Consider the following 17,927-nt stretch of genomic DNA (forward strand, 5'->3'; position numbering starts at 1 on the left):
AAGGCTTCAGGTCATGGAATGGGCTTCCAAGCGCGAACGTCTCATCGTCTGCCTCTACGGGGCCGGACTTTTCATTCTCTCGGTGCTGCTGCTGTCGATCCCGGTGCGCGCCTTCGCCGCCGAGATCGAGCTGCCGGTACCGTCTGCCGTGATCTATCCCGGCCAGAACATCCTCGATCGCGGCGTCGCGCCAGCGAAATTCACGATCCCCGGGGCGAAGCTCGCCGCCTACGTCGTGGAGGAGGACATGCTGACTGACAAGATCGCCAAGCGCACGCTGCTGCCGAACCAGCCGATCCTGCTCTCCGACCTCAAGTCGCCGGACCTGGTGCGGGCAGGGGTGCCGACCCCGATCATCTACCATGAGCCCGGGGTCACCATTTCCAGCCTCGGCCTGCCGCTCGCCTCTGCCGCCGAAGGCGACAAAATCCGTGTCCGCAATATCGACAGCGGCATCACCATCAGCGGCACCGTCGCCGCGGATGGCTCGATCGAGGTGCTGACCCAGTGAAAACCCTTCTCACCGCCCTTCTGGCGACCACGCTGGCTTTCGGCCATGTCGCCGGGGCTGCCGACTATGCCGGCTACGGCCAAGGCGCATCCGACGGCTACGGCGAGGCCGGCATCGGCGCCCGCGAGAGCTTCGTCACCGTCAAGCCCGGCCGCAACGCGCTGCGCGACAACGGCGTCCGCATCAAGGACATCACCACCATCAAGGGCGTGCGCGAGAACCAGCTGGTCGGCTACGGTCTCGTCATCGGCCTGCAGGGCACTGGCGACAGCTTGCGCAACTCGCCCTTCACCGAGCAGTCGCTGCAGTCGATGCTCGACCGCATGGGCGTTAACGTCCGCACCGGCAACCCGCGCACCAAGAACGTCGCGGCCGTCGTCGTCACTGCCGACCTGCCGCCGTTCATCGGCACCGGCTCGCGGATCGACGTGTCGGTCTCCTCGCTCGGCGACGCCGCCTCGCTGATGGGCGGTACGCTGGTGATGACGCCGATGTACGGTGCCGACGGCGAAATCTACGCGGTGTCGCAGGGCTCGCTCGCCGTGACCGGCTTCACCAGCCAGGGCGAGAGCGAGAAGCTGACGCAGGGCGTTCCGACCACCGGCCGCATCGCCGGCGGCGCGATCATCGAGCGCGAAGTTCCGCGGGCGACGGTCGAGACCGACCAGATCACCATGGAACTGCGCAACCCCGACTACCGCACGGCGATCCGCGTCGTCGACGCGATCAACGCCTTCTCGATGACCCGCTACGGCCGCCCGGTGGCGCGCGAGAACGACCTGCGCACGATCAACCTGACGCGGCCCGCCAAGATTTCCTCGACCCGCTTCATCGCCGACCTCGGCGATCTGCCGGTCCAGCCCGACATGGCCGCCAAGGTGGTCATCGACGAGCGCACCGGCACGGTGGTGATCGGCCATGACGTGCAGATCTCGACGGTCGCCGTCACCCACGGCAACCTGACGGTTCGCATCACGGAGACCCCGAACGTCTCGCAGCCGGAGGGCTTCTCCGACGGCCAGACGGTGGTGACCTCCGATACCAGCGTCAACGCCCAGCAGGACGGCGGCAACTTCGCCATCGTCGGCGGCACCAATCTCGACACCGTGGTCCGCGGCCTCAACCGCCTCGGCCTGAAGCCGACCGGGATCATCGCGATCCTCCAAGCAATCAAAACGGCAGGCGCGCTGCAGGCCGACCTGGTGGTGCAGTGACATGAAGAGACAGCTTTCCGTCCTGCTTCGCTCCGGCATCGTCGCCTCCCTGGCGCTGACGGCGGCCGGCACCCTCCTTGTCCCGCATGCCGCGCTGGCGGAGACGGCGGCTCCCCCGGCGCCCAGCGCCGATGCCGCGCCGCGCAAGGTCCGGATCGTCGGGCCGGACGGCCAGCCGGTTGTCGACGCCGCACCCGAGCTCTCGGACATCGGGCGCTACTGCACCAACATCGCTGATCCCGCCAAGGACGCGCGCGCGGCGCTGCAGACCAAGCGGCTGCAGGATCTCGAGGCCGAGGTCGGCAAGAAGGTCGACGAGCTCGAGGCCAAGCGCAAGGAATACCAGGACTGGCTGCAGCAGCGGCAGGCCTTCATCGACAGCACCTCGTCGATCATGCTCGACATCTACACCGGCATGAAGCCGGACGCGGCCGCCCAGCAGCTCGCTGGCATCGACCGGACCACGGCCGCCTCGCTGATCGCCAAGATGAAGCCGCGCACCGCCAGCGCCATCATGGCTGAGATACCGGCGGCGGTCGCCGCCGAGATCACCAAGGTGATCGTCCAGAAGACCAACAAGAGCTTGGACGTGGCCAGCGCCGCGCCCGGCCAGCAGGGATAAGCCACGTGAAGAGACTCTGCCTGCTGGCCGTCCTGCTGCTCACCGGCTGCTCGACGAATTCGAGGGATTTCCTGCGCGAGCCGGCGCTGTCGCCGCCGGGAACCGGCATCCACCAGTATCCAGCCTTCGTCGACCCCGCCCAGTTCCCGGCCGAGCGCCTGCGCGGCCAGCGGAACTCGCTTTGGGTCGACAAGAACGGCATTCTGTTCCGCGATGCGCGCGCGCTGAACAACGGCGACATCGTCACCGTCAAGATCGAGATCCAAGAGAAGGCCGAGTTCGACAACAACTCGAAGCGCTCGCGCGATTCCGGGATCAGTGCCGGCGCCGATTTCGACGGATCGCTGAACACCACTTCTCTCGGGACGCTCGGGGCCAAACTCGGGCTGAAGAACGCCACCAAGACCGACGGCAAGGCGAACGTGAAGCGGTCGGAAAAGATCGACCTGTCGGTCGCCGCCGTGGTGACGCAGGTGCTGCCGAACGGCAATCTCTACATCACCGGCCAGCAGGAGATCCGCGTCAACTTCGAGGTCCGGGTCCTCACCATCGCCGGCATTATCCGGCCGGGCGACATCCTGCCGAACAACGTCATTCCGTACGACCGGATTGCCGAGGCGCGGATTTCCTACGGCGGCCGCGGTCGCATGACCGAGGTCCAGCAGCCAGCCTGGGGACAGCAGATCCTCGACCAGGCACTGCCCTACTGACCAGCGGCAGGCAGACGTCAACGCCGAAGGCACCGGGGAGAAATTCCCGGTGCCTTCTGCGTGTTCGCGTCGGCGGTCCAATCCTTAATTTTAAGTGAAGGCGGGCACCGTCCCCGCAAGGCCGGGGATAGCTTAGGGGCCTATTCCATCCCGGCGGGAGACGCCGCGTCGGCGCTTGCTGGCCGCGCGCGACCCTTGTCGCTTCACGCTTCTTGAGGAATTCAGCATGTCCGACGTCAGCGGCACGCAACTCGCTCCCCTCTCCGATTCCGACGGTGCGGCTGCCCCCAAGTCGAAGCTGATGCCGACCATCGCCGTCGTCGGCCTGCTGACGCTGGTGGCGGTCGCGGGCGGGGCGGGTGTCGGCTATCTCATGGGCGGCTCGGCGCCGAAGCCGGCGGTTGCGGCCGATGCGACGACGAATGTCGAGCCGACCGACGACAAGAAGGAAGTTGCCGCCGCCGAGCCCGCGCCGACGGCCAAGAGCCAGGTCGTCAAGCTTGAGCCGGTGGTGACCAATGTCAGCTCGCCGGCCGACGTGCTGATCCGGGTGGAGGCCAGCATCGTCCTCGACCCGGAAAAGGCGCATGATCTTCCGGTTCTCGCGGCCCAGATCCAGAGCGACACGCTGACCTTCCTCAGAACGGTCGATCTTGCCCAGGTCGAGGGTTCCCGCGGGCTGCTGCATCTGCGCGAGGATTTGCGCGAGCGCGCCCAGCTGCGCTCGCCCGCCGTCAGCGACTACCTGATCCAGGCACTGATCGCGCAATGAAACGCGTTCTTCTCGCCCTCGCGGTTCTCCTCGTCGCCGGGCCGGCCTTTGCGCAGGAGGCACCGACCGACCTGGCAAACAGCCTGTCCGCGCTGATCCCCGCCGGCGACGCCAGCGCGTCCGGCCGGATCATCCAGCTCTTCGGCATCGTCACGGTGCTCTCGGTCGCGCCGGGCCTCCTGGTGATGGTGACGTCGTTCACGCGCATCGTCGTCGCGTTGTCGATCCTGCGCACCGGCCTCGGCCTGCAGTCTACGCCGGCCAACCTCATCATGATCTCGCTGTCGCTGTTCATGACCTTCTTCGTCATGGCCCCGACCTTCGACCAGGCCTGGCGCGAGGGCCTGAAGCCGATGCTCGACAACCAGATCAACGAGCAGGAGGCCTTCACCCGGATCGCCGATCCGTTCCGCGACTTCATGATGAGCCAGGTGCGGCCGCAGGATCTGGCGCTGTTCAACAGCCTCGACGAGGCCGCCCAGCGCGACCGGATCCAGCCCCCCGCCGCCGGCACGCCGCCCGTCGATCCCGCCGCCCCCGCCGCCGAGGCGAACGCCGAGGTCGGCCTCCAGGTCCTGATCCCGGCTTTCATGATCTCGGAACTTCGGCGCGGCTTCGAGATCGGCTTTCTGATCGTGCTGCCCTTCCTCGTCATCGACCTCATCGTCGCGACCCTTACCATGTCGATGGGCATGATGATGCTGCCGCCGACGATCATCTCGCTGCCGTTCAAGATCCTGTTCTTTGTCCTGATCGACGGCTGGAACATGCTGACGGGTTCGCTGGTGCGATCCTTCTTCTGACCGCAGCGTTCTCTCGCTTCTCACGCTCGTCCTGACCATCGGCGGCGGCCCTCCCAAGTGGAGCGGCCGCCGTTTTTCCATGACCGCGAATCAGAATGTCGGCCGACGGGCGACCGGGGGTGCCGACCGGGGTGCGCAGAGCGCATCTGCAATATTTAGACGCCTGTCGGAGCAACCTGGAGGCGCTGATCTTCTCCGGCGTAGTGCGAGCCATTCCAGACGGTTAGGTGTCTAAGCGCACCGCGCAGCAACTGGAAAATAAAGCTTTCAGCGGACCGGAACCTTTCGGCGGGTATCGCGATCACGCCCGCACAAGCTTCGCCCGTCAGATTGCCCGCAGTGCAACCACCTTGAGCAAGAGCAGGCAGATTCATGGCAATCGTCGGCGGCGTACAAGCCCAGCAGATCCTCGACAATCTGAGCGCCTTGGGCGCGAGGAAGCTTGGAATGATGGCGATGATCGGCCTTCTGGTCGTCGCCGTTGTCGGGCTTGGCGCCTATTATCTCAGCCGTCCCGACATGGAGACGCTGTATTCCAAACTCGATCGTCAGGATGTGACGCGCATCGGCTCGGCGCTGACCGAGGCTGGGATCAGCTTCGATGTCAGCTCGGCCGGCGACACGGTGATGACGCCCTTCTCGCAGACCGCCAATGCCCGCATGCTGCTGGCGGAAAAGGGCCTGCCACGGTCCGAGAACGCCGGCTACGAACTGTTCGATGCGCTGGGCTCGATGGGCCTGACGTCCTTCATGCAGGAAGTGACCAAGGTCCGCGCCCTCGAAGGCGAACTCGCCCGCACCATCCAGACCTTGAAGGACGTGCGCGCCGCGCGGGTTCACATCGTTCTGCCCGAGCCCGGCACCTTCCGCCGCGAGACGCAGAAGCCTTCCGCCAGCGTCGTCATCCGCACCGATGACACCGAGGACTTCAAGAACGCCCAGGCGATCCGGCACCTCGTCGCCTCCGCCATTCCCGGCATGAACGTCGATGAGGTCACGGTCCTCAACACCGACGGCACGCTGCTCGCCTCCGGCGACGACACCACCTCCGCTGCGCCCTCGAAGCTCCTCGGGATCGAGGGCATCGTGTCCGGCAGCGTCGAGGAGGCGATCAGCCGCACCCTTTCTCCCTATCTCGGCATCGGCAACTTCCAGTCCAGCGTCAACGCCCGGCTGGATACCGACCGCAAGAGCACCAGCGCCCGCAAGTTCGATCCGGAAGGCCGCGTCGAGCGCTCCACCCGGACCGTTCGCGAGACCGGCCAGACCTCCGACAAGCAGGCCAATCCGGCCGCCACCGTCGAGCAGAACCTGCCGCAGCAGGCGAACGACGCCGGAACGGGCACACAGTCCTCCGAGGCGAAGGAACGCCGCGAGGAACTCACCAACTACGAGATCAACGAGACGACGACCCAGACCGTCAGCGACGGCTACGACGTCAAGCGCCTCAGCGTCGCCGTGGTCGTGAACCGCAAACGTCTGATGGAGACGCTCGGCGACAACCCCCAGCCTGCCCAGGTCGACGAGGCCCTCGCCAAGATCAAGCTCCTCGTCGCCTCCGCCTCCGGCTTCACCGAAAGCCGCGGCGACCAGCTCGAGATCTCCGCCGTCGACTTCATCGCCAACGGTCAGGACCTCGCCCCCGTCGAGCCCGTCGGTTACGGCGAGATGCTGATGCGCCAAAGCGGCACGATGATTAACGCGCTGACCGTCCTCGTCGTCGCCGTCCTCCTGATCTGGTTCGGCCTGAAGCCGGCGATCCGGGCGCTCGCCGCCCCCGCCAACACCGCCGGACAGGACGCGATCGAGCTGGAGAATGCCGGTCTTGCCGGTGCCAATGGCGGGTTCGGCGGAGGTGGCGACCATGCCGGCATGATCCGCGGCAGCGCTGCCGGCGGCATCGACTCGGCGCTGCTGGAAGACCTGACCCGCAGCCAGGCGAACTCGCCGCAGGCGCGGCTCGAGAAGCTCATCGACTTCGACGAGGCCCAGGCGGCGTCGATCCTGAAGCACTGGATCCACCAGAAAGAGGCGGCCTAAGACATGATACCTCTCGCACAGTATTTCGCCGACTCCGCGGGCGACGACTTCACCCCCTTCACGCCGGTCCGCAAGGCCACTCTCGGACGCAAGCTGGAAGCCTCGACCTCGTTCGAAGACCCGTCGATCCGCCCGTTGAAATCGGTGCCGCGGCCGTCCGAACAGAAGGCCCGCACCTTCACCGAGGCCCGGGTTCCCTTGAGCGAAGTCGAAGCCGAGCGTGCCGCCTGGGCCGAGGAGCGCGCAGCGCTTCTGGAAGCCGTCGAGGCCGCCCGCGAGGAAGGCATCGAGTCCGGCAAGGCCATGGCGCGCGAGGAGCTGAGCTTCGAGACGGAAAGCCGTATCGACTCCATCCGCTCGGAGATCGCCAACGACTACACCACGACGCTGACGAAGACGCGCGGCGAGTGGACCGAAGACCAGGCCGACCGGCTGGCCGATCTCCTGATCCTGCAGATGACCATTCTGGAAGAGACGATCAAGATGAGCCTCAACAGCGTGCTCCGGCCGCTGGCGCTGGACGCCCGCAGACGGCAGACGCTGGACGATCTCGTTGCCGCGGTGAAGACCATCGCGCTCGACGGCATGGCCTACAAGATCGCCGCCTCGGGGCCGACCGATCTCCTGTCGGCGTTGGAGGACAAGCTCGGCGACCACGCCCGGCTGCTGTCCTTCGCCAATGACGACACCCAGTCCGACATCCGCATCGACGCCGACAGCACGGTGATCGAGACCCGGCTCTCGTCATGGCGGCTGGCGCTGGAGGAGGCTCTTTCGTGAGCGACGCCTCTCATCCGGCCAATCAGATCATCATCGTCCGGCGCAACCCTGACGGCGAAGACGCTCATCATGGCGGCGTCTGGAAGATCGCCTTCGCCGACTTCATGACGGCGATGATGGCGTTCTTCCTGGTGATGTGGCTCACCAATGCTTCCGACGATGCCACCAAGAAGAAAATTGCCCAGTACTTCAACCCGATCAAGCTGAACAGTTCGACGCCGGTATCGCTGGGCCTCAACGATGGCGAAGCGTCGCCCTCGTCGCCGTCGTCGGGGTCGAGCGGTGCCGTCGCGGACGGCGGAGATCCGAACGACAAGCCGATGAGCGGAACGGCGAACGGCGGCGAGGAGCAGGCCCTGTTCCGCGACCCCTATGCCGTGCTTGCGGAAATCTCGGCCGAGGGCAGCGTTGGCAAGGATTCAGGGATCACTGGCGTTCCGAATGGCACTGGCCTTCCTGGCCTGAACGGCGGGGAGGCGTACCGCGATCCGTTCGACCCGACGTCCTGGCAGCTGCAACCGAACGCGAGCGAGAAGGCGGCCGAAGGTACCCCGATGACGCCAGCCGAGTTCCCGCAGCCCCCAGCGGAGCCGGCAACGCGGACCGTCGCCGAGGTCGTCACGCCGCCGGCAATTGTCGCCACACCGGCGGCCAAGCCTGCGGCCGCAGCCGCGGAGGCTGCGCCATCGTCGATGAAGGACGCCGCCGCGGCACTGAAGGCCGATATCCAGCAGAGCCTGCAAGCGGTCGCGCCGGGCGCCGCGCCTAATCTCGACGTCAGCGCCGGCAAGGACGGCATCACCATCTCGCTCGCCGACAGCGTGACTTCCGGCATGTTCCAGGTCGGATCCGCCAAGCCGACGCCCGAAGCGGTGCGGATGGTCGAGGCCATCGCCAAGCTCCTCGCTGCCCGGAAGGGCGAAGTGGTGATCCGCGGGCATACCGATTCCCGTGCCTATGCCGGGCCTGAATACGACAACTGGCGTCTGTCGGCGGCGCGCGCGCAGTTCGCCTACTATATGCTGGTGCGGGGCGGTCTCGACCAGAACCGTGTCCAGGGCATTGAAGGTGTCGCCGACCGCGATCCGAAGGATGCCGCCCATCCCGAAAGCGCCGTCAACCGGCGGATCGAGATCCTCCTCAAAGAGCCGCAAGCATGATTTGCCGCCTTCTCGTGACTGCATCGGTGCTGGCTTTGCTGCCCGCCACCGCCGGCTTCGCGGCGGAAAGGACCGGCGGCCTGACGTTGCGCCCGGCCGCCGTCGTGCCGTCGCTGCGGATCTCTGCGCCGACGCCGCCCGCCTATGCGCTGGGCGTCGAGGGCATCATGGACCCGCAAGGGGCGGTCATCGACCCGGTGGTCACCGGGCAGATTCCCAATCCCGATGCCGAGAAGGCGGTTGAAAGCCTGACGCCGCATACGCCGGCGGCCGAGGCCGGCGCGGCTGCCGTGCCGGAAGCGGGCCACGGCGATGCTGCGGCATCCTCGACCGAGGAGGCGAAGTCCGCGGGCTCGGAAGCGGGGGAGGGCGCCCAGCACTGGGCGACCACCCGCAGCCCCATGCCGTTCGACATCATCCGCACCATCCAGTTCCTGCAGGACCAGGTCGCGCGGGGCAATGGACGGGCGATCCAGGTCCAGTCGATGCTGCTGCGCCGTTTCGGACCGGTCTTCCTCGAGGCCGATGCCGCGGTCTGGAGCGATCCCCGCAACCGGCGCGCGGCTGTTCTTTTCGTCCTCAGCGGCGGACCGCCCGACGTGCTGCGCCGACTTCTGGCCAGCGGCGTGCTCAGCGGCTCCCAGGAGCCGATGTTCAAGGGCGCCCTGGCCTATGTGCAGAACGATTTTGGCGAGGCGAGGAAGTTGCTGACCGGTCTCGACTATGCCGGCATGGAGCCGGGCCTCGAGGCGCATCTGAACCTCGTGATCGGTCAGATGATGCAGAAGGACGATCCAAAGGAGGCCATCCCCCATCTCGACCGGGCCCGGCTGCTGGCGCCCGGCGGCCTGATCGAGGAGGCGGCGCTGCGCATGGAAGTGCTGCTCGTCGACGGCCTTGGCGACCATCCCGCTGCCGACCGGCTGGCGCGGCAGTATTTCGACCGCTATTCCGATTCGTCCTATTCCGCGAACTTCGAAGCCCGCTTTGCCGCCGTCTATTCGAGCCGGGGAAAGGACAATCCCGAGAGCGCCGCCGCGACGATGCTCGACGTGACGCAGCGCCTTCCGGACGCCAACAAGCGCACGATCTTTCTGGCGGTCGGGCGCCGGGCCGTCGTCGAGGGCCATCTCGCCTTTGCCAAGCTCGCGGGCGAGGCTGTGCTGGCGACGTCCGGTGTCCCCGACGCAGAGGTTCAGCGGGCGCGGCTCTACATCGCCGCCTCGACGATCGGCACGGCGTCAGCCGATGCCCTGGCGGCAGATCTTGCCGCCATCGACCGCACCAAGCTCTACGCCGAGGACGCCACGCTCCTCGATGCGGCGCATTCGGTTCTCGGCGGTATCGACCGGACGCCCGAACTCGTGGCGACCGCGCAAGACCAAGCAGAGACGTCGCCGGTCATGGACCGTGCGCAGCGCCTGCTCAGCGAAGTCGAGAGCGATCTCGGAAAGGTACAGAAGTGAAGATTGCTGCCAACCCCATGCCCATTCTCGACGTGACGACCTCGGCCAGCAACAGCCGCGGCGATGCCGATTACGGCCGCGCCTTCGAAAGCACGATCCGCGACGTCGCCAAGGACAGCCCTCCCGCGGTGAAGCCGCGTAACGAAGATCGTCGCCCGAGCGATGGCAACGGCGATCGTCAGCCCTCGTCCTCCGCGCCTGCGCCCCGCGCACCGGCATCGGACCGGCACGCCGACACCAAGGCGGTGAAGGGCGGGGCCCGCGACGACCAGCAGGCTGCCAAGGACCAAGACGCTGAGAACGACGACGCCGCGAGCGATCCGCTAGCTTTCCTCGGCCGTTTGCTCGGCGGTACGACGACTTCGGTCGCGGCGGTGAAGGAGGTCGAAGCCGACGGCGAGACGAGTGGCGATGAACGCGTCATCGTCGTCTCGCTGGCACCGGGCGCTGCCGAGGAGGTCGCCGGAGAGGCGTCCGGTCCGGGCGCCCGTGGCAAGGTCAAGCTCGATGTCGTGCACATGGAGACGCATTTCGAGCCGCGCTCGGATGCCTTCGTCCTCGTCGAGGGCAATGACGCACAGGCGCTGCAGCAGGCGGCGGCGGAGGAGAGCGGCGAGAAGCTGAGCTTCGATCAGGCGCTGGCGCGGCTCAGCGAGCGCAAGGCCGGAAAGGCTTCGGCAGCCGGCGAGGACGCCAAGGCAACTTCCACGGAGACGATGGCGGCGAAGGCCGCAGTTGTCGCCGCCGACGTCGCTCCGCAGGAACGCATCAAGGAACGCAGCCGCAGCAAGGTTGCCGCCGATGAAACCGCCCGCAAAGCCAATCTCTTGAGCGATGCGGCCGACAGCCAGGTCGCCGTCTTGGTCCGGAAGAAGGATGCGGCAGAGACCGCGGCCGACAAGATTTCCGCCCGCCTCGGCCGTGCGGCTTCCGACGCCGCCGATGCGCCGAAGTCCGGTGCGCTGGCGCAGAAGGACGGGGCCGGCGTGCTGCCCCTCGCCTCGATGACGGGCCAGGTCGCCGGCCGCGTCATCGACGCGCTCGGCGCGACGCTCGCGAGCCAGCGGCCGTCGGATCTGCCGAGCGAGGCCTATCTGCGCATGACCGCGGGGGGCGCGGCGCTGAAGACGCTTACCATCCAGCTTCAGCCCGAGACGCTGGGCAAGCTCGATGTCTCGATGCGCCTCGTCGATGGCCAGCTGACGCTCGAGATCGCCGCAACCGAAGCCGAGACGGCGAAGGTGCTGGCGCAGGACCGCGAAGGCCTGCGTAAGCTGCTGCAGCACGCCGGGTTCTCGATCGACGAAGCATCGATCACCATCGTCTCCCGCGACAACAGTGCCCAGCCGCAGGTCCGGGCCGCAGCGGCCGGCGAGAGCGCCGGTGCCCAGCAGGACACCGCAAACGGCGGAGGCGGCGATCCGCGAAACCGCGGCGGCGAGGCCGAGCGGCAAGGCCGCAATGCCGGTCGCGACGAGCGGCAGCAGGCGAGCGACAACCGCCCGAGACGCGCTTCGGGGAACTACCTCTAGAGGCCCCGCAGCGTCCGGCCGGACGCTGCGGGGATGCTTTGGCCTCTCGGCTGGCGAGCGTCTCTTCGCGAATGGCGGATCCCGCCCACCGCAGACCGGTCTGGACTTCTCGACCACAGCCTCCTTCTGACAGATGTGTTTCGCCCCCGCGGAGGTTTATTCCTCCCGGGGGCGAAACTGTTTTGGCGATGGCGAAATCTTGCGGCTGGGCTTCTCCTGACTGCGTGACGGATAGCGCCGTCTTCAATCCGTAGAAACCAGCGCTTGGCGCTACGGCTAGCTACGGTTGCGCTCCTTCGCGGACGGTCCGAGGCGTTGGCTGATGCGAGCAGTGCAACCTGCCGGACGCATGGCGCTACCGGAGACCGGCAAGGCGGCCAACGAACGAGCCGATGAGATCGGCGCCTCGGTCAAAACGTTCCGGAGGAGGGTGCACTGCAACAGGCTGACGCCCTCAGGCGAATGGTTAACAAACCGTTGACAAACCGCGCAGGCACCCTGTCATCCCCGCGAATCCGGCATTTTTGTTTTTTCTGAAGCTTTCGCAAAGCTGCCTAACCCGTTGCATCGCCTGTCTCTTTGCCAGCTACCTGAAAGGTCCCATTAACCTTATAGTGAGTTTTAGGGATAGCTCGCCTGGGCCTTAACGCCGTATCAATATCTCCAGAGAAACCCGACGGCAGGTGGATGTGATGATCGTAGTTGTGGACAACCGTGAACTGGTCACGAACGGATATCAGTCGCTTTTCGGCATGGAAGGTGTGTCCGCCGCGGGCTTTCAGGTCGAGGAATTTCGCGAGTGGGTCGAGACCGCTCCCGAGACCGACATCTCCGCCGTCGAGGCGTTTCTTCTGGGTGACTTCCCCGAGCGTGGCGCCTTCACCCGCCTGGTGCGCGGCCGGTCAAACGCCCCGCTGATCGCGCTGGCCGAGACCAAGGCGCTCAACTCGACCCTGGATCTCTTCGCTGCGGGCATCGACGACGTCGTCTCCAAGCCGGTCCACGTCAAGGAAATCCTTGCCCGGGTCGGCGCCATCCGCCGCCGCGACGCCGGTGCCGGCAAGGGCCGCACGGTGGTCGAGGAGATCTGCGTCTTCTCCGACGGCCGCGATCCGGAAGTCGCCGGTGCGTCGATGATCCTGCCGCGGCGCGAGCGCCGGATCCTCGAATACCTGGTGCAGAACCGCGGTCGCCGCGTTTCCAAGCAGCAGCTGTTCTCGGCGATCTACGGCATTTTCGACGAGAACGTCGAGGAGAACGTCATCGAAAGCCACATCTCCAAGCTGCGCAAGAAGCTCAAGATGCGCCTCGGCTACGACCCGGTGTCGTCGATGCGCTACCTCGGATACGGCATCGGCGTCTGACGCCTACATTTCTTAAATAAGTATAAAAATCCCGCTTTGCTTCTGCAAAGACGGGATTTTTCTTTGTTTAGGCCAGATTTGCTGTGCTGCAAGGGTTCTGCTGCCTGTCTGGCAGTTTCGCGCAAGCTCTCGCAGTTAAATATCGAGCAGCAAAACTGCCATTGGAAGGGCACCGGATGAGCATCGGCGGAATTATGCGCACAAGCGTCTCAGGCATGACGGCGCAAGCCAGCAAGCTCGGGGTCGTCGCGGAAAACATCGCGAATTCCGATACCACCGGCTACAAGCAGTCGCAGACCGAGTTCTCTTCGCTGATCCTTCCCGGCAATGCTGCTGGCTACAATTCCGGCGCCGTCGAGGTGCAGACGCGCACGTTCATCAGCGAGCAGGGCGGCCTCAGCTACACCGGCAACGACAACAGTCCGAAGAAGCTCGACCTTGCCGTCAACGGCAACGGCTTCATGGCCGTCAGCGACGGCAATGGCGGGAATTTCCTGACCCGCGCCGGCTCGTTTACCCAGCAGGCCGACGGCGCGCTGGTCAATGCCGCGGGCTACACGCTGATGGGCTATCCGGTCGGCACGACCGGCACCGACGCTGTGCTTAACGGATTTTCGGGCCTTCAAGAGGTCAACCTCAAGACCTCGCTGCTCAGCGCCAACCCGACCACCAAGGGCATCCTGACGGTGCCGCTGAACAAGGCTTTCGTAGCGGCCGTAACGCCCAATCTCCCGTCGCAGAACCTGGCGACGACAGTCCCGCTGTCGAACTCGACCACCAGTACTTCAATCACCGTCTACAACAACTCCGGCGAGGCCGTAAAGCTCGACGTCTACTATACTAAGACGGCGGATGAGACATGGGAGGTTGCTGTCTACGACAGTCGCACGGCCGAAAAGACTCTCGCCACGAAGCCTTTCCCCTACGGAGCCGCCGCTTCTGCTCCCTTGGCCAAAGCTGTCCTGAACTTCAATCCCACAAACTATACGCTGGACAGCATCAATGGTTTTGGGGCTAACACCTCGTCTTCCGGTCCAGGCATGCTGACGATCGACCTCGCCGGTATCGGCGGTGGTCCCTTCAATCTCAACATCGGCGACACCACGCAGTTCACCGGCAACACCCAGCCGCTGGCGGCGTCCGTCGACGGCAATCCGGCTGAGGTCATCAAGGACATCTCGGTCGGCGAGGATGGCACCGTCACCGCGGCCTTCGCCTCCGGCACGACCCGGGAACTTTTCAGGATCCCGCTGGCCTCGGTCAACAGCCCGGACAGCATGATCGCCAAGGCCGGCAACGTCTACAGCGCCGGCGTCGAGTCCGGGACCGTCCTGATGGGCTTCGGTGGCTCCGGCGGCTTCGGCAAGCTGACCGCCGGCGCGCTCGAGGACTCCACGGTCGATCTGGCGGGCGAGCTGACCAACATGATCGAGTCGCAGCGCAATTACACCGCGAACTCGAAGGTCTTCCAGACCGGCTCGGAAATCCTCGACGTTCTCGTCAACCTGAAGCGCTGATGCTGCCGCGGTAGGCGCCGTCACCCGGCGCCGCCTACCGCACTGCCGTCCAGTCCGCCTTTTGCCGACCCCAGCGCCGCCGCCAACCTCCGACTGCGAGAAACCCCGCCATGTCGCTTTCCACCGCCCTCGATACGGCAAAGTCGTCGCTCGCGGCGTCCCAGGCACAGACGGCGCTCGTTGCCCGCAACATCGCCAACGTCAACACCGTCGGGGCGACGAAGAAATACGCCAACGTCATCACCGGCCTGAACGGCCAGGTCCAGATCAAGTCGGTCTCGCAGTCGTCGAACTACGCGCTGTTCCGCAATATGCTGGATGCCAGCGCAGCGGTCGGCAAGGGCAACGTCATCAGCAACGGCCTCGACCGCCTGAGCGAGACGCTCGGCGACACCGAGCTCAGCCGCTCGCCGGCCGCCATGGTCAGCAAGCTGTCCGACGCGCTGACGACGCTGTCCGCCTCGCCGAACAATTACGAACTCGCCCGCAATGCCGTGACCGCGGCTTCCGACCTCGTGAAGACGCTGAACGAGGCCTCGGCCACGACACAGACGATCCGCAAGGATGCGGACACCGAGCTGGTCAACGCGGCGGCGGAAATGAACAAGCTGCTCGCCAAGATCGAGCTTCTGAACAAGGAAGTGGTCGGTGGCACCCGCAGCGGTGCCGATGTGACCGATGCCAGCGACCAGCGCGACCAGGCGGTCGCCGCCCTGTCGCAGTATGTCGGCGTCAACATCGTCACGCGCGGCGAGAACGACATGGTGCTCTACACCGATTCCGGTGTGACGCTGTTCGAGACGACGGCCCGCGCGATCGGCTTCACCCCGACCCCCGGCCTCAACGAGACCGTGACCGAAGGCAATGCGCTGACGATCGACGGCACCGCGGTCACCGGTAGCACCGCCTATATGCCGCTGAAAAACGGCTCGGTCGCCGGTCTCGTCGCGCTGCGCGACGACATCATGGTCACTTACCAGACGCAGCTCGACGAGACGGCGCGTGGTTTGATCGACGCCTTCAAGGAGAGCGCCACCGGCATGCCGGACGTGCCGGGCCTGTTCACCGCGGTCGATCCCAGCACACTGGCGACGGTATCCCGGCTCGATGTCGGCACGTTCGACGCGACCGGGACCACCGCTGGTGATACGCTGTCATTTAACTTTAAATACGGCGATACGACGTATGTCGCGACCGGCACTTTGGCAGCCGGCGACCTGACGAGTGCAGCCAATTTCGCTACCAAGCTGCAGTCGATGGTCGCGGGTGCGATTCCCGCAGGCGGCTCGACGGCACTGGGCGCGGGTAAGGTCAGTTTTACGGCTGACGGTACCGGCAAGATCACTGCGTCCGCTGCCAGCGTCGGCGGTGCAGTGCCCATGACACTGTCGTCCATCGTCGGCTCAGGCGGCGGTGATGGCGGCCTCGTCGCTGGCACCGCGACGGCGACGACCCCTGCGGTCATCGGCCTCGCCGGCTCGCTGCGTCTGGCGAGCGGGGTGACGGCGACGCCGACGCTGCTGCGCGACGGCATCCAGTACGACTACAACACCGCAGACCTCGGCGGCTTCACGGCGCGGCTCAATCAGTTGAGCACGGCGATGGCGACGACCCGCAATTTCGCGGACGACAGCAGTGCCGACTCCAAGGGAAGCGTCGCCGATTACGCCGCCTCCTCGGTCAGCTGGCTGCAGGCAACCCGTCAGAACTCGCTGAACGAGACGGAATACAAGACTACCGTTCTCGAGCGGACGCAGGACACGCTGTCCAACAAGACCGGCATCAACATGGACGAGCAGCTGACGCAGATGATGCAGCTGGAGCGCTCCTTCCAGGCCTCTTCCAAACTGCTCTCCACCATCGACGAGATGCTGAAGACGCTTCTCAACAGCATCTGACGGAGCTTGAAACCATGAGCATTTCGACGCTTTCCTTCAACAGCGCCACCCGAACCTCGCTGGTCAAGCTTCAGAGCTCGCTCAACGATGCCTCGCAGGAGGTCAATTCGGGCCGGCACGTTGATGTCGGCCGCACGCTCGGCCGGCTGACCGGCAGCGCCATCAGCGCCCGTGCGCAGGAATCGACGTTCAAGGAGCAGCGGATCTCCAATGGCCTCGTCACCACGCGGCTCGAGAACATCGACGCGTCGCTCGCGACCATCAGCGAAGGTGGTGAGGCGCTGTCCAACAACCTCGTCGGCATCAGCGTCGCCACCGATTTCACGGTCTTCGTCAGCGACGCCAAGTCCGGCCTGCAGCAGATGACCTCGGCGCTGAACGCGTCGAGCGGGCAGTTCCTGTTTGCCGGCGACAACAGCAACGTGTCGCCGATCAAGACGGATATGACGCTCGCCGATGCGGCGACACAGCTGAACTTCAGCAACTTCGTACGGGCCGCGACGGGCACCGACGATGCCAGCCTGGTCACCGCCGACCAGATGAAGGACTATCTGACCAATCCCGCCGGCTTTACGCCCACGGCGACCTTCGCATTGCCGGCGCCGCAGCCGACGGTGGCCGGACCTTACAAGTTCTCCGCCCTGTTCACCGATGCGGCATGGTCCGCGAACTGGTCGAACGCCACGAACGGCACGATCGACTCGCCGGTCAGCAAGAGCGAGACCATCACGTCCTCGGCCTCCGCCAACGACGCCTCCTTCCGCAACATGGCCTCCGCCTACACGATGATCACCAGCCTCGACATCGGCGTACTGGGCGAGTCCACGCGTAAGGTCGTCACCGACGCTGCCGCTGTTCAGCTGAAGAAGGGCACCACCGCGATCACCTCGATGCGTGCCGATGTGGGCACCAAGCTGAAGCGGGTCGAGTCCGCCAATACCGAGCTTCTTCGCCAGCAGGACATCATGGAGAAGACAGTCTCGGCGCTTGAGGACGTCGACATCGCGGAAGCAAGCCTGCGCGTCAACGCGCTGAAAACGCAGCTGGAAGCCGCCTATACAGTGACAGGCAAGATTCAGTCGCTAAGCCTTCTAAACTACATCTGATCGAGCGGCAGCTCTCGATCTGATCGACAGCGGACAGCATTTCGGACGGGCCTTTGCCCCGTCCAGATCGAGGAACGGCGCATGTATCAATTCTCCTACGCAGAGATCAGGCAGGAAAGCGGCTCCTCTGCGCGCGAGCGAGAGCGCCAGGCGCTCGAGCATACGCTCGACGTGCTGACGCGCGCGGAGCTCGCGGGTCCTCGGTCGTCGGCGGCGATCGAAGCGATCTACGTCACGCGGACGCTCTGGTCCGTGCTGATCGAGGATCTCGCCAACCCCGAAAACGCGCTGCCGGAAGAACTGCGCGCCGGCCTCATCTCCATCGGTCTTTGGGTGATGCGCGAGACCGACGCCCTGCGCAACGGCAAGGTGAACAGCTTCAAGGGCATCATCGACGTCACCGCGATGATCCGCGACGGTCTGGAGTAAAGT

At 65.6% G+C, this 17,927-nt stretch carries 16 protein-coding genes; all 16 read left to right on the forward strand.

All coding sequences use genetic code 11. The features are described from left to right. The first annotated feature begins 13 nt into the window (after positions 1–13). The 16 genes from flgA (at position 14) to flaF (ending at position 17,924) form a co-directional block, all read left to right on the forward strand. Entirely contained in the window at positions 14–511 is a 498-nt protein-coding gene (flgA, locus tag ACZLZQ_RS10440; RefSeq protein ID WP_472936103.1) for a flagellar basal body P-ring formation chaperone FlgA, read from the forward strand. A 161-nt stretch (positions 512–672) separates the two neighbouring features. Further along, complete coding sequence (gene flgI, locus ACZLZQ_RS10445) at positions 673–1,725, forward strand: flagellar basal body P-ring protein FlgI (RefSeq protein WP_472936215.1); 1,053 nt, start codon at positions 673–675, stop codon at positions 1,723–1,725. Between the two features lies 1 nt (position 1,726). Then, positions 1,727–2,347 (forward strand): MotE family protein, encoded by a 621-nt coding sequence (locus ACZLZQ_RS10450; protein WP_472936102.1) that lies wholly within the window; start codon positions 1,727–1,729, stop codon positions 2,345–2,347. 5 nt (positions 2,348–2,352) lie between these two features. Further along, entirely contained in the window at positions 2,353–3,057 is a 705-nt protein-coding gene (gene flgH, locus ACZLZQ_RS10455) for a flagellar basal body L-ring protein FlgH (protein WP_472936101.1), read from the forward strand. Between the two features lie 226 nt (positions 3,058–3,283). Beyond that, entirely contained in the window at positions 3,284–3,829 is a 546-nt protein-coding gene (locus tag ACZLZQ_RS10460) for a flagellar basal body-associated FliL family protein (RefSeq protein WP_472949325.1), read from the forward strand. Continuing rightward, positions 3,826–4,632, forward strand: coding sequence for a flagellar type III secretion system pore protein FliP (locus ACZLZQ_RS10465; protein WP_472949326.1), 807 nt, complete (start codon positions 3,826–3,828; stop codon positions 4,630–4,632). Before ACZLZQ_RS10460 ends, ACZLZQ_RS10465 begins: the two co-directional genes overlap by 4 nt. Positions 4,633–5,004: 372 nt before the next feature. Further along, positions 5,005–6,672: a flagellar basal-body MS-ring/collar protein FliF gene (gene fliF, locus ACZLZQ_RS10470; protein ID WP_472936098.1), complete on the forward strand. Its 1,668-nt coding sequence runs from the start codon at positions 5,005–5,007 to the stop codon at positions 6,670–6,672. Between the two features lie 3 nt (positions 6,673–6,675). Beyond that, positions 6,676–7,452: a hypothetical protein gene (locus ACZLZQ_RS10475; protein ID WP_472936097.1), complete on the forward strand. Its 777-nt coding sequence runs from the start codon at positions 6,676–6,678 to the stop codon at positions 7,450–7,452. After that, positions 7,449–8,612 (forward strand): MotB family protein, encoded by a 1,164-nt coding sequence (locus tag ACZLZQ_RS10480; RefSeq protein ID WP_472949327.1) that lies wholly within the window; start codon positions 7,449–7,451, stop codon positions 8,610–8,612. Before ACZLZQ_RS10475 ends, ACZLZQ_RS10480 begins: the two co-directional genes overlap by 4 nt. Further along, entirely contained in the window at positions 8,609–10,078 is a 1,470-nt protein-coding gene (locus ACZLZQ_RS10485; protein WP_472949328.1) for a MotC family chemotaxis protein, read from the forward strand. The genes ACZLZQ_RS10480 and ACZLZQ_RS10485 overlap by 4 nt, the downstream gene beginning before the upstream one ends. Further along, positions 10,075–11,610: a flagellar hook-length control protein FliK gene (locus ACZLZQ_RS10490; RefSeq protein ID WP_472949329.1), complete on the forward strand. Its 1,536-nt coding sequence runs from the start codon at positions 10,075–10,077 to the stop codon at positions 11,608–11,610. Before ACZLZQ_RS10485 ends, ACZLZQ_RS10490 begins: the two co-directional genes overlap by 4 nt. A gap of 692 nt (positions 11,611–12,302) precedes the next feature. Then, positions 12,303–12,974 carry a response regulator transcription factor gene (locus tag ACZLZQ_RS10495; RefSeq protein WP_472936093.1) on the forward strand — a complete coding sequence of 224 codons (672 nt, stop codon included), beginning with the start codon at positions 12,303–12,305 and terminating at the stop codon, positions 12,972–12,974. A gap of 176 nt (positions 12,975–13,150) precedes the next feature. Continuing rightward, positions 13,151–14,491 (forward strand): flagellar hook protein FlgE, encoded by a 1,341-nt coding sequence (locus tag ACZLZQ_RS10500; protein WP_472936092.1) that lies wholly within the window; start codon positions 13,151–13,153, stop codon positions 14,489–14,491. Positions 14,492–14,601: 110 nt separating this feature from the next. After that, entirely contained in the window at positions 14,602–16,389 is a 1,788-nt protein-coding gene (gene flgK, locus ACZLZQ_RS10505) for a flagellar hook-associated protein FlgK (RefSeq protein ID WP_472949330.1), read from the forward strand. Positions 16,390–16,403: 14 nt separating this feature from the next. Continuing rightward, positions 16,404–17,495, forward strand: coding sequence for a flagellar hook-associated family protein (locus ACZLZQ_RS10510; protein WP_472949331.1), 1,092 nt, complete (start codon positions 16,404–16,406; stop codon positions 17,493–17,495). An 81-nt stretch (positions 17,496–17,576) separates the two neighbouring features. After that, on the forward strand, positions 17,577–17,924 hold the full coding sequence (flaF, locus tag ACZLZQ_RS10515) for a flagellar biosynthesis regulator FlaF (protein WP_472936089.1): 348 nt from the start codon (positions 17,577–17,579) through the stop codon (positions 17,922–17,924). Positions 17,925–17,927 lie beyond the last annotated feature (3 nt).

It is taken from the genome of Mesocryomonas lacus, from assembly GCF_055730105.2.